We start from the raw sequence: 11,935 nt of genomic DNA on the forward strand, positions 1-11,935 counted from the left end.
GAGCTAAGAGGGTGTTTTGTGAGGGTATGTGAGGTGCCAGTGCAACAAAAAACCCCTCGTGCCGGAGGCAAGCGAGGGGAGCGCGTCGGTGCCGTTCGCGCTGAGATTCCTGCGGGGGTCCGCAGTCTCAGCTTCAGCCGACGCGCTTTCCAAGTACGAGAATTCGGGTGCGCATGGCACTGACCTTCCCCCTGACCCCAGGGGACTGTCAAGTGGGTGGGACGGCAGTCTCATTATGTGAGCGAATCCGGGTGCTTCTGCTAGCGCCGATCACGGCCCCGCCCACGAACACCGGCTCGGCCTGCGGCTGCGGCTGCGGCACCGGATAGTGCCCGGCCGCGAGCGCCCGGCGCAGCCTGTACTCCTCGATCGGGCCGGAGAACGCCATGCCCTGCCCGTGCGTGCAGCCCATCTCGCGCAGCGCGACGACCTGCTCGGGCAGGTCCACCCCCTCGGCCACGGACTGCAGGCCGAGGTCGTCCGCGATCCTCAGCAGCCCGCTGGTGATCTTGTGCAGCCTGGCCGATTCCACCACTCCCTCGATCAGGGAACGGTCGAGTTTCAGTACGTCCACGGGGAGGCGGCGCAGCGCGTTGATCGCCGCGTGGCCGGTGCCCAGGCCGTCCAGGGCGATCCGGACGCCGAGGCGGCGCAGCGCGGCCAGGCGGCGCTCCAGTTCGTCGAGCGGGGTGCGCGGGTCGCTGTCGGCCAGCTCGATGACGAGGGCGCCGGAGGGCAGTCCGTACCGCGTCAGGAGCGCCTCGATGGAGCCGAGGGGCAGGGAGCGGTCCAGGAGGTCCTTGGCGCTCATCCGGACCGTGACGGGGACGGCGTGCCCGGCCCTGCCGCGCTCGGCGGCCTGCTCGACGGCCTCCTCCAGGAGCCAGCGGCCCAGCTCGGCGGCGCGCTCGTGGTCGTCGGCCACGCGCAGGAACTCGGCGGGCGTGAACAGGATGCCCTGCGCCGAGCGCCATCTGGCCTGCGCGGCCACGGCGGTGACGTCCCCGGTGTCGAGGGACACCACCGGCTGGTGCAGCAGCACGAACTCGCCCTCGTGCAGGGCGCTGCGCAGCCGCGTGGCCAGCTCGGCCTTGCGGACGACCTCGGCCTGCATCTGCGGCGCGTACAGCACCACGCGGCCCTTGCCTGCCGCCTTCGCGCGGTACATCGCGAGGTCGGCGTTGCGCAGCAACTCCCCTGCCGTGACGCCCGGTTCGGCGAAGGAGACGCCGATGGAGGCGGCCACGCGCACGTCCTGGTGGCCGTCGATGGTGTACGGCTCGGAGAGTCTGAGCCGGAGCCGGTCGGCCAGCTCGAAGATGTGCCGTTCGCGGGCGGCTCGGTCGCGGGTGCCGTCGCCGACGATGAGGGCCGCGAACTCGTCGCCGCCGAGGCGGGCCGCGGTGTCCCCCGAGCGCACGGATTCGGCCAGTCTGCGGGCGGCCTGGACGAGGAGTTCGTCGCCGGCCTGGTGGCCGATGGTGTCGTTGACGCCCTTGAAGCCGTCGAGGTCGATGAAGAGCACGGCCGTGCCGCGGTCCCCGATGCGTCTGCCGCCGAGGGCGCCCGCGACGCGCTTGGTGAACAGGGCGCGGTTGGGCAGGTCGGTGAGCGGGTCGTGCTCGGCGTTGTGCTGCAACTGGGCCTGCAGGCGCACCCGTTCGGTCACGTCGCGGCTGTTGAAGATGAGGCCGCCGTGGTGCCTGTTGACGGTCGACTCGACATTCAGCCAGGCGCCGCTGCCGGAGCGGAAGCGGCACTCGATGCGCGTGGTCGGCTCGTCCTGCGGTCGTACGGCGAGGAAGCGGCGGATCTCGTGGACGACGCGGCCGAGGTCGGCCGGGTGGATCAGCGCCGCGAGCTCGGAGCCGACCAGCTCGTCCGCGTCCCGCCCCCAGACTCCTGCGGCGGCCGGGCTGACGTACCGCAGGATGCCGTTCGGGGCGGCGATCATGATGACGTCGCTGGAGCCCTGCACCAGGGAGCGGAAGTGGTTCTCCTTCTGGGCGAGTTCCTGGGTGAGCGTGATGTTGTCGAGGAGCATGATCGCTTGGCGCACGACCAGGGCGAGCACGACCGTGCAGGCCGTGAAGAGCACGACGCGGTCGACGCTGCGGCCGTTGAGGGTGTTGTAGAGGATCCCCAACGTGCAGACGGCGGCGGCCAGATACGGGGTGAGCGCGGCGAGCGAGCCCGCGATGGGCCGCGGCGCCCGCCCGACGGCGCGCCGCCCCGCCACGCCGTCCGTGCGTCGGCCCTCGGGCCCCGGTTCGGCCTCGGCCTGCTCGCGGGGCGCGACCCACGGGGCGTACGCGAGGAGCAGGGAGCCGGCGAACCAGCCGGCGTCGAGGATCTGGCCCGAGCGGTACGACTCCCGCAGCAGCGGGGACGTGAACAGGGCGTCGCACATCACCGTCAGGGCTATCGCGGCGATGGCGGTGTTGATCGCGGAGCGGTTGGTCGCGGAGCGCCGGAAGTGCAGCGCGAGGACCATGCTGATGAGCGCGATGTCGAGCAGCGGGTACGCGAGCGAGAGCGCGGCGCGCGAGACCGTGAGGTCGCCGAACTCGGCGGTGTGCGCGAGGGCGAGGCTCCACGCGAGGGTGAGCAGCGAGCCGCCGATCAGCCAGGAGTCGAGCCCGAGACAGACCCAACCGGCGCGTGTGACGGGCCTCTTGGCGAGCACGAGCAGCCCGACGATGGCGGGCGGCGCGAAGCACAGGAAGAACAGGTCGGCGACGCTCGCGCTCGGCACGGGCTGCTCGAGCACCACCTCGTACCACCCCCAGACGGCGTTGCCGAGGGAGGCCATCGCGGAGGAGAGCCCGAAGAGCAGCCAGGCGGGCCGGAAGCGGCTGCGCCTGCTGCGGGCGTGGAGGAAGCACGACACGGCGGCGGCCGCGGCGGCGGCACTGAGGCCGAAGTCGCCCATGACGTACGCGAGTCGGTCCGAGCCCCAGCCCAGGGCGGAGCCCGCCGCGTACGCCGCGCAGACCCCCGCGAACAGCAGCTGGTTGCGCTGGCTGCGGCGTGGGTCGAGGAGGCGGGTCTGCCATGCTCCCGGCGCGCTCACCGGGCCACCCACCTCGGGCGGGGCCACCGGGCCTTCGCGTCCCCGGCCGGCGCGGTCCTGCCGCGCAGCGCTCGGGCGTACGGAGTCCTGGCGCGCGGTGTTCCGGCGCGGCATGCCCTGCGCTCGCTCGCGGCGGCCGGCACGCATGCCTGCCGCCGCCGGCGGCCCCGCCGCGTCGGTGTGTTGGTCCATCGGCCGTGCATCGCCCGTCGCCCCCCTCGTCCTCTGCTGTCTCCCCGGCGCCGAACTGTGCCTGGCGCAGCCCCTGTCGGGACGATACACCAGTCTCGTCACTCAGGGACATAGTCTCTCTACGCTCCGTGACGACCAGCGGCGATGCAAGCACGGGGCGCACGCGGGCGATGGCGGAGCGTGCGCAACAGCCCTGAGAAATGGCCGAGTTGAGGCGTTTATGCGGTGGTGTGTACGACGTTGTCCACGGGGTCACCGACGGCGAACCGGTTCAACTGCGCCGTGAGCAGCCGCTTGGCGCGCGGCAGAAAGGCCGAGCTGCTGCCGCCGACGTGCGGGCTCACCAGAAGGTTGGGAGCATGCCACAGCGGGTGCCCGGCGGGCAGCGGTTCCGGGTCGGTGACGTCGAGCGCCGCGCCGATCCGCCCGGACTTCAGTTCGGCGACCAGCGCATCGGTGTCGACGACAGGGCCGCGGGCGACGTTCACGAGGAGGGCGCCGTCCCGCATCCCGGCCAGGAACTTCGCGTCCACGAGCCCTCTGGTCTGTTCGGTCAGGGGCGTGCAGAGCACCACGACGTCGGCCTCGGGCAGCAGGGCGGGCAGGTCGGCGAGCGGGTGCACGGGGCCGCGCTCCGTCGTGCGGGCGGAGCGCGCGACGCGTACGACCCGCGCACACTCGAAGGGGGCGAGCCGGTCCTCGACGGCGGCGCCGATCGAGCCGTACCCCACGATGAGCACGGACTTGTCGGCCAGGGCCGGGTAGAAGCCGGAGCGCCACTCCTCCTTGCGCTGCCCCTCGACGAAGCCGGGGATGCCGCGCAGCGACGCGAGGATCAGGGCGAGCGCGAGCTCCGCGGTGGACGCCTCGTGCACACCGCGCGCGTTGCAGAGCCGTACGCCGGGGCCGAGGTCGGCGACGCCGGGCAGCATGTGGTCCATGCCCGCGGTGAGGGTCTGCACGACCTGCACGGACGTCATCGCGGCGAGCGGGCGGACGCAGACCTCGGCGGGCTTCATGTACGGCACGACGTAGAAGGCGCAGTCGGCCGGGTCGGCGGGGAAGGCGTCCTCGCCGTCCCAGGTCCGGTAGTGGAAGCCGTCCGGCAGTCCGGGGACGGTGTCGGGCGCGAAGGGGAGCCATACGTCTCGGGCGGTGGCGGTGGCGGTCATGCCCAGGAGGCTAACTGCCGTGCCCGCACGGGGGGGGGATGCGGTGTTCGGCATGCGGTACGCGGGCCTGGGAGGGGTGTCGGGGCGGGGTGCACGCGCGCGTGGAGAGGGTTTTCGTCGCAGGGTGCACGCGCGCGTGGAGGCGGTTTTCGGGGTGGGCCTCGGGGCGGAGCGGTGCGGGTTCCGGCCGGTGCGGTGGCGGGTTTCGGGGTGCTGCTGTGGCGGTTTCGGGAGTGCGGTACGCGCGCGTAGTGGGCGGTTTCGCGGTGCCTGTGGACCGGGCTGTGCGCGGTGGGGTGCGCGGCAGACGTTAGTTTGGGGCGCGGTTCTACTCGTGGGGAGGAACGGGCAGGTGGAGCGCAGGACGATCGGCGCGGGGGCGCTCGAAGTGGGCGCGGTCGGCCTCGGCTGCATGCCGATGAGCTGGGCCTACACCGGCTCGCAGCAGCGGGGGGACGAGTCGCTGCGTACCGTGCACGCCGCCCTGGACGCCGGCGTGAGCCTCCTGGACACCGCCGACATGTACGGGCCGTTCACCAACGAGCTGCTCGTCGGCCGGGTCCTGAGGGAGCGGCGCGGGGACGCGTTCGTGTCGACGAAGTGCGGGCTGCTCGTCGGCGAGCAGCACATCGTGGCCAACGGGCGGCCCGGCTATGTGAAGCGGGCCTGCGACGCCTCGCTGCGCCGCCTGCAGACCGACGTGATCGACCTCTACCAGCTGCACCGCGCGGACCCCGAGGTTCCGATCGAGGAGACCTGGGGCGCGATGGCGGAACTGGTCTCGGCGGGCAAGGTGCGCACGCTCGGGCTGTGCGCGGTGGGCGCGCGGGCGCAACGAAGCGCACAGCGGGGCACACCCGCGGCCGGCCGCCGCCGGGGTGCACGGGGGCGCGGGCCGGGAGCGGCGCTGTACGAAGGAACGATCCGGCAGCTGGAGCGGATCCAGCAGGTCTTCCCGGTCAGCGCGGTCGAGGCGGAGCTGTCGGTCTGGTCGCCGGAGGCCCTGGACACGCTGCTGCCGTGGTGCGAGGCGCGCGGGGTCGGCCTGCTCGCCGCGATGCCGCTGGGCAACGGCTTCCTGACCGGCACGCTCACGCCCGGGCAGGGCTTCGAGCCCGACGACCTGCGGGCCCGGCACCCCCGGTTCACGGCCGAGACGATGGCGGCCAACCAGTCGATCGTGGTGGGCCTGCGCCGCGTCGCCGAGCGGCACGGGCCCGAGGTCACACCCGCGCAGGTGGCGCTCGCGTGGGTGCTGACGCGCGGCCCGCACGTGGTGCCGGTGCCGGGCACGAAGCGGGCCCGGTGGGCGGCCGAGAACGCGGCGGCGGCCGAGCTGCACCTCACGGACCGCGACCTGCGCGAGCTGGCGGAGCTGCCGCTGGCGCTGGACTCCTGGGAGTAGCCCCGGGCGCACGGCGGAAGGTCGCGGAGTGACCCGATGCGGTCGCCGTACGTGATTCCTGTTGCGGGGAACTTCCGGGGCTGCTGCGGTGTAGGAACAGGTGAAGCGTGAAGTGGGTGAAGCCGGCTCCGTCGAAGGGATGCCCGCCGTGCAACGATCAGCTGTGGCCGCCGCGTTGGCCCTCTCCGCCCTGCTCCTGACCGGGTGTTCCGGCGCCGGGGACGGGTCGGGCGGCGACGGGCGGGAGCGCGGCACGGAGTCGGCCGCAGGCAGCGGCACGGGCAGCGGCGAGGGCTCCGGCCGGGCCACCGACGACGCGGCGCCGCCCGACAAGGGCGAGGTGAAGGTCGCGGGCACGCTCACCGAGGACCTGAAGTCGCCGTGGGGCCTGGTCGCGCTGCCGGGCGGCGATCTGCTCGTGTCGTCCCGCGACGAGGGCACGATCACCCGCGTCGACGGCAGGACCGGCGAGAAGACCCGCCTCGGCTCCGTACCGGGCGTCGCGCCGGGCGGCGAGGGCGGCCTGATGGGCCTCGCGATCTCCCCGGACTTCGGCTCGGACCGCATGGTGTACGCGTACTTCACCACCGAGTCCGACAACCGCATCGCGCGCCTGCTCTACGACGAGAAGAAGCCCGCGGGCGAGCAGCTCGGCGCCCCCGACGTCGTGCTCAGGGGCATTCCCAAGGGCACGATCCACAACGGCGGCCGGATCGCGTTCGGCCCGGACGAGATGTTGTACGCGGGCACCGGCGAGACCGGGGACACGAGTCTCGCGCAGGACAAGGAGTCGCTCGGCGGCAAGATCCTGCGCATGACCCCGGACGGCCGCCCCGCCCCCGGCAACCCGGACGCCGACTCTCCGGTCTACTCGTACGGCCACCGCAATGTGCAGGGCCTCGCCTGGGACTCCGAACAGCGGCTGTGGGCGGCCGAGTTCGGGCAGAACCGGTGGGACGAGCTGAACCTGATCAAGCCCGACGGGAACTACGGCTGGCCCGAGGTCGAGGGCAGGGGCGAGGGGGACGACGCGTCGACGTACGTGAACCCCGTCGCCCAGTGGACCACCGACGAGGCCTCCCCCAGCGGGATCGCCTGGGCCGAGGGCTCGATCTGGATGGCGGGCCTGCGCGGCGAACGCCTGTGGCGCATCCCCCTCGACGGAACGAAGGCGTCCGCGGAGCCGCAGGCCTTCCTGAACGGGAAGCACGGCCGGCTGCGCACCGTCGTCGCCGCGGGCGGCGCCAAGCTGTGGCTGGTCACGAGCGAGACGGACACCCGCGGGACGCCGGAGAAGGGCGACGACAAGGTGCTGCGTCTCGAGGTGAAGTAGCCCCCTCCAGGTGCTCCCGCGCGCTAGCCCTGCGGGAACAGCCGCAGCCGGTGGGCGAGCGCTGCCGCCTCCCCTCGGGCCGATACGCCCAACTTGGCCAGGATGTTGGAGACATGGACGCTCGCCGTCTTCGGTGAGATGAACAGCTCCTCGGCTATCGACCGGTTGCTGCGGCCGAGCGCGACGAGGCGCAGCACGTCCCGCTCCCTGCTCGTCAGGCCCAGCTCACCGGCCGGGTCCACGGGCGGCCCGGGCCGCTCGGCCGGCGGCTCGGGTTCCGTCAGCGGTACGCGGGCCCGCTGGGCGAGCAGCGCGACGTCCTCCGCGAGCGGCCGGGCCGCCAACTCCTCGGCCGTGGCCCGCGCTTGCCGCAACAGCTCGGCCGCCCGGGCGCGGGCCGACTCGTCGGGGCGGGCGGCGAGCAGGGCCTCCGCCGTGCGGTGCCGGACCTGCGCGAGGTCGAAGGGCCGGTCGAGCCCCTCGAACGCGGCCAGCACCTCCGCCCAGTGCGCAGGGGTGTCCGCGCCCTCCGCCCGCGCGAGTTCGGCTCTGACCCACAGATCGTGCGCACCCCACACCGGCACCGGCGTGGCCAGCGACGTACGGACCTTGCGCAGCAGGTCGAGGGCGTCCGCGCGGCCCGGCTCGGCGGCGGGCAGACCGCGCGCGTCCGCCTCCGCGGTGACGGCGGTGAGCACCAGCGGCCAGCCGTACCGCTGCGTGCCGGGCGGAAGTCCCGCCTCCGCGAGCCGCCGCAGGGCCGACCGGACGTCGAGGACGCGTCCCTCGCGCGCGGCGATCCCGATCTCGACGGTGACCAGCGGCAGCTCGTACTGCGGCTGCGGGTCGTACGTCCCCAAGTGCTCGCGGTACGACGCCAGTTCGCGGCGGGCGGTGGTGAGGTCGCCGCGGTGGAGGGCGAGGCGGGCGACGCGTTCGGCGGCCGAGGCGCGGGGTTTGGAGCTGAGGGCGCTGCGGCGCACCTGCTCGACCGCGGCCAGCGCCTCGTCCCACCGCCCCAGGCTGATCTGCGACTCGGCGAGGTTCGCCCAGACCCAGCCCGCCGTGTCGAGCAGCCCGAACTCCCGGCAGAACGCGATGCCTTCGGTCGACGTGAGCACGGCGTCGGCGGAGCGGCCCACGCCCTCCAGGGCCGACGGCAGGTTGATGTGCACCCGGCCCAGGTCGGTGATCATGCCGCGCTCGACGACCAGCTCCCGCACCTCGTACATCTCGGTCAGGCCCTGCTCCACCGAGCCCGCCTCGACGAGGAGGCCCGCGCGGGTGAGGCGGGCGTTCAGCTCGATGTCCTCGGCGGCCACCATGCGCGCGTACTGCACCGCGCGTTCGGCCGCGGCGATGGCGTCCGGGCCCGGCTCGTGCAGGGAGGCCCAGGAGGCGAGGTGGGTGAGGACGTCCGCGTGCACGACGGACGGCGGCAGTCCGCGCAACAGGTCCTCCGCCCGGGCGAGTTCCTTCCGGCCGTCGCCGCGGCCGAGCGTGGAGACCAGGCGGGAGCGCTGGTTCCAGAACCAGGCGGCGCGCAGCGGGTCGCCGTCGTCGCCGAGGAGTCTGAGGGCGCGCTTGGCGATCTTCAGGGCGGTCTCGCGCTCCCCGCACAGCCGGCCCGCGACGGCGGCCTCGGCCATCAGGTCGAGGTAGCGCAGCGGCCCGCGCGACGCCTCGGCGGTCTCGGTACCGGCCCCTGCATCGGCTTCCGTATCGCCTGCCGCCTCGGCCTCCCCCTGGGTGCTGTCCCGGTCCTTGCGGGACTCCAAGTCGCCCTTACGGGACAGCGGGCCGCCCCTGCCGGTCGGCGGAGCGTCCCTGCCGGGCAGCAGGCCGTCCTCGTCGGGCAGCGGCGGCCGGAATCCTTCCGTCAGGTCGGAGGGGCGCAGCCGGGCGTGGACCTCCTCCGGAACGTCGTCCCACAGCTCCATCGCCCGTTCCAGGAGCCGGAGTTGCTCGGCGTACGCATGGCGGCGGCGGGCCTCGACCGAGGCGTGCAGCACGGCGGGGAGGGCCTTGGCCGGGTCGTGCGCCGCGTACCAGTAGCTGGCCAGGCGGGTGGCGCGCTCGTCGGCGCGGACCAGGCCGGGGTCGGCTTCGAGGGCCTCCGCGTACCGGCGGTTGAGGCGGGAGCGCTCGCCGGGCAGCAGGTCGTCGCTGACGGCCTCGCGGACCAGGGAGTGGCGGAAGCGGTAGCCCGCGCCGTCGGCCGAGGCGAGCAGCAGGTTCTCCCCGACGGCCGCGCGGAGCGCTTCGAGCAGGTCGTCCTCAGCGAGCCGGGCGACCTCGGCCAGCAGTTCGTACTCGACCGTGGAGCCGCCCTCCGCGACGATCCGGGCGACCCGCTGCGCCTGCTCGGGTAGTGCCTCCACGCGGACGAGGAGCAGGTCCCGCAGGGAGTCGGGCAGCGGTCCCGGGCCGTCGTCGTCGCGCGCGCAGACCAGCTCCTCCACGAAGAACGCGTTGCCGTCGGAGCGCTCGAAGACCATGTCGACCAGCGCCTCGTCCGGCTCGGAGGCGAGCATTCCGGTGACTTGGCGGCGCACCTCCTCGCGCGTGAAGCGGGGCAGTTCGATCCGCTCGACGGTGCGCAGCCGGTCCAGCTCGGCGAGCAGCGGGCGCAGCGGGTGGCGACGGTGCACGTCGTCCGCGCGGTACGTGGCGATCACGACGAGGCGGCCGCCGCGGAGCGTCCGGAACAGGTACGCCAGCAGGTGGCGGGTGGACGCGTCCGCCCAGTGCAGGTCCTCGACGACCAGGACGACCGTGCGCTCCGCGGCGATCCGCTCCAGGAGGCGGCCGGTCAGCTCGAAGAGGCGGGCCATCGCGTCCTCGTCGCGACGCGTCACCGAGGGCCCGCCGCCGGGCCGTCCCGCGCGCACCGGGGCGGCCCCCGGCCCGGCCGGCGCGGCCAGCTCGGGCAGCAGCCGGGCCAGCTCCTCCTCGCGCCCGGCGACGGCGGCCGCCACCTCGTCCGGCAGCGTCTCGCGCAGGGCGCGCAGGGCCGCGGAGAACGGGGCGAAGGGCAGTCCGTCCGCCCCGATCTCGACGCAGCCGCCCACCGCTACGACGGCCCCCGCACGCCGCGCCTCCGCGCCGAACTCCTCGACGAGCCGGGTCTTCCCGACCCCCGCCTCCCCCGCGAGCAGCAGCGACTGCGGCTCCCCCACGGCAGCCCGCGCCAACGCCCGGCGCAGCACGGCGAATTCACCGGTGCGCCCGACGAACACGGGACTCAACGACCTGATCTCCACGCCACCGAGCATCGCACGCGGGTACGACAACGCCGCCCGCCCGACCTCACTCCGCCCCACCACCGGAATTCCGCTTCCCACCCCGGCGAGCGCCGCCAACTCGACGGCCCCGGGGCGAGGTTGAGCCCGTACGACCAACTCGGATGTTCCGCTTACGGGTTGAGCGGGACTCGGGCCCGATGCGAGGGAGCCTGCGCTTCCGCTCAGGGGGTGGGACGGAGCAGTCGATTCCGCGGCTCCGCTCACAGGGTGCGAGGGAACGGTCGATTCCGCGGCTACGCTCACGGGGCACGAAGGAACCGTCGATTCCACGACCCCGCTCACAGGGCGCGAGCAAACCGTCGATTCCGCGGCTCCGCCGCCAGGACGTCGAGGCATCGCCGTTCACGCCGCCCGCGTGAACCCGGACCGATCGGGGCGCCCGGACCGCCCAGGAGGCCCAGGCCATCCGGGACGCCCCGGACGCCGCTCGTCCGCCTCGTCCGCCCGGCCGCCCGCGGTCCGACGCCCGCCCGCGCTCCCGGACCTGCGCCCTCGCGCGGCCGCCCGCGCCTGGGCCGCGAGACGCTGGGCCTCCGCCTCCGCGATCAGCTCCTCGCTGCGCATCCGCAGCAGCTCGTAGTCGTACACCGGGTCCCTCCCGATCGGCTCGCGGCACCGGAATCGGCGCCGTGGCCTCACCCTTCTCGCCCAGGTGGCCGGGCCGCATCGGGAGTTCGCCGGATCTTGCGCATGCCGAGGGCCTCAGACCGCGCGAGGAGGGGACTTACGCGGTCCGAGGCCCTGGTCCATGAGGCGCCGCCCCATCACAGGGAACGCGATACGCGTCAGGACGCGGAGGGGAGTCCGAGGATCAGGTCCGTGTACTTGGCGACGGCGAGCAGCAGCCCGATCACGCCGAGCCCGACACCCGCCCAGGCGACGGACTTGATCCACGGCGCCTGCACCCGGCCCGGCGTGCCGAACGCGGGCCGCACCAGGACGGCGACGCCGATGACGACGGCGAGCAGCGCGAACGCCCCGCCGATCAGCGCGGTGAGGTGCCACTGGTTCCCGTACAGCGCCTGGATCTGGTCGGCGACGCCCGCGGTCTGCGCGGTCTCCAGCTGGCCGACGAGGTTGGAGCGGGCGGCGGCCACCGTGCCGACCCAGCTGCCGGTCAGGGACACGACGCCGAGCCCGGCGGCGACCACGGCCGCGGCGCCCTGCCCGACGCCGAAGGACGCCTCCCGTCGTACATCCTCGGAGTCGGCGCCGTTGTCGGGGTCGTTGTCGGCGTTGTCGGCGTTGTCGGCGTTGTCCGTGTCGAGCTCGGTCTCGGAGGGCGCTCCGGCCTCGGCGTCCCGCTCGACGGCCGCTGCGGATTCCTGTGCCTCGGCCGCCTCCGCAGCGTCCTTCTTCTCAAGGGTGCCGGTCTTCTCAGTCGTCTCAGTGCTCATCTGGCGCACGCTAGGTGCCGCGTCTGAGAGCTGTCTTAACGCGCGGAAGGTGCCGTGG

At 73.8% G+C, this 11,935-nt stretch carries 6 protein-coding genes; 2 read left to right on the plus strand and 4 right to left on the minus strand.

The annotated features are described in order from the left end of the window. Positions 1 to 208: 208 nt before the first annotated feature. Together ACIDOF_RS00540 and ACIDOF_RS00545 are read right to left on the minus strand one after the other, a co-directional pair. Positions 209 to 3,073 carry a putative bifunctional diguanylate cyclase/phosphodiesterase gene (locus ACIDOF_RS00540; protein ID WP_409003570.1) on the minus strand — a complete coding sequence of 955 codons (2,865 nt, stop codon included), beginning with the start codon at positions 3,071 to 3,073 and terminating at the stop codon, positions 209 to 211. Positions 3,074 to 3,483: 410 nt separating this feature from the next. Further along, on the minus strand, positions 3,484 to 4,437 hold the full coding sequence (locus ACIDOF_RS00545; RefSeq protein WP_409003571.1) for a 2-hydroxyacid dehydrogenase: 954 nt from the start codon (positions 4,435 to 4,437) through the stop codon (positions 3,484 to 3,486). 352 nt (positions 4,438 to 4,789) lie between these two features. Here ACIDOF_RS00545 and ACIDOF_RS00550 point away from each other — a divergent pair, with 352 nt between their 5' ends. Continuing rightward, the gene (locus tag ACIDOF_RS00550) at positions 4,790 to 5,842 is read left to right on the plus strand and encodes an aldo/keto reductase (RefSeq protein WP_409003572.1); all 1,053 of its coding nucleotides are present in this window, start codon (positions 4,790 to 4,792) and stop codon (positions 5,840 to 5,842) included. Positions 5,843 to 5,981: 139 nt separating this feature from the next. Then, complete coding sequence (locus tag ACIDOF_RS00555; protein WP_409003573.1) at positions 5,982 to 7,175, plus strand: PQQ-dependent sugar dehydrogenase; 1,194 nt, start codon at positions 5,982 to 5,984, stop codon at positions 7,173 to 7,175. A 23-nt stretch (positions 7,176 to 7,198) separates the two neighbouring features. Here the strand turns inward: ACIDOF_RS00555 and ACIDOF_RS00560 are convergent, their stop codons facing one another. Continuing rightward, positions 7,199 to 10,450 carry an AAA family ATPase gene (locus ACIDOF_RS00560; RefSeq protein WP_409003574.1) on the minus strand — a complete coding sequence of 1,084 codons (3,252 nt, stop codon included), beginning with the start codon at positions 10,448 to 10,450 and terminating at the stop codon, positions 7,199 to 7,201. A gap of 815 nt (positions 10,451 to 11,265) precedes the next feature. Beyond that, positions 11,266 to 11,877 carry a hypothetical protein gene (locus ACIDOF_RS00565; protein ID WP_409003575.1) on the minus strand — a complete coding sequence of 204 codons (612 nt, stop codon included), beginning with the start codon at positions 11,875 to 11,877 and terminating at the stop codon, positions 11,266 to 11,268. Between the last annotated feature and the right edge of the window lie 58 nt (positions 11,878 to 11,935).

The sequence above is a fragment of the Streptomyces sp. Da 82-17 genome, from assembly GCF_046098215.1.
Lineage (GTDB): Bacteria > Actinomycetota > Actinomycetes > Streptomycetales > Streptomycetaceae > Streptomyces.